This window comes from Paraburkholderia ribeironis (genome assembly GCF_900019265.1).
Taxonomy (GTDB): Bacteria; Pseudomonadota; Gammaproteobacteria; order Burkholderiales; family Burkholderiaceae; genus Paraburkholderia; species Paraburkholderia ribeironis.
In genome coordinates this window covers 1-517 of sequence record NZ_CYGX02000119.1, presented here as the reverse complement: position 1 = coordinate 517, position 517 = coordinate 1, and the positions used below count along the sequence as shown (strand labels likewise).

1 protein-coding gene is annotated in these 517 nt (G+C 61.3%); it reads left to right on the top strand.

Annotated features, from left to right (window positions below; translation table 11 throughout):
• The coding region (locus BN2475_RS36005; RefSeq protein WP_281254297.1) for a citrate/2-methylcitrate synthase at window positions 1-517 on the top strand (517 nt) is incomplete at both ends.

The window sequence follows — 517 nt, the reverse complement described above, 5'->3', positions numbered from 1 at the left end:
ATCGCGTGTCTGTGGGGCCCGGCGCACGGCGGCGCGAACGAAGCCGCGCTGAACATGCTGGAAGAGATCGGCTCGGTCGACAACATTCCCGAATTCATCAAGCAGGTGAAGGACAAGAACTCGGGCGTGAAGCTGATGGGCTTCGGCCACCGCGTCTACAAGAACTACGATCCGCGTGCGAAGCTGATGCGCGAAACCTGCCACGAAGTGCTGGAAGAGCTGGGCCTGCACGACGACCCGCTGTTCAAGCTGGCCATGGCACTGGAAAAAATCGCGCTGGAAGACGAGTACTTCGTGTCGCGCAAGCTGTACCCGAACGTCGACTTCTACTCGGGCATCGTGCAGCGCGCGCTGGGCATCCCGACCTCGATGTTCACGTGTATCTTCGCGATGGCACGTACGGTCGGCTGGATTGCGCAGTGGAACGAAATGATCGCCGATCCGGAACAGAAGATCGGCCGTCCGCGTCAGCTGTTCATCGGCGACACGCCGCGTGAAGCGAAGCGGCTCGCGCAAC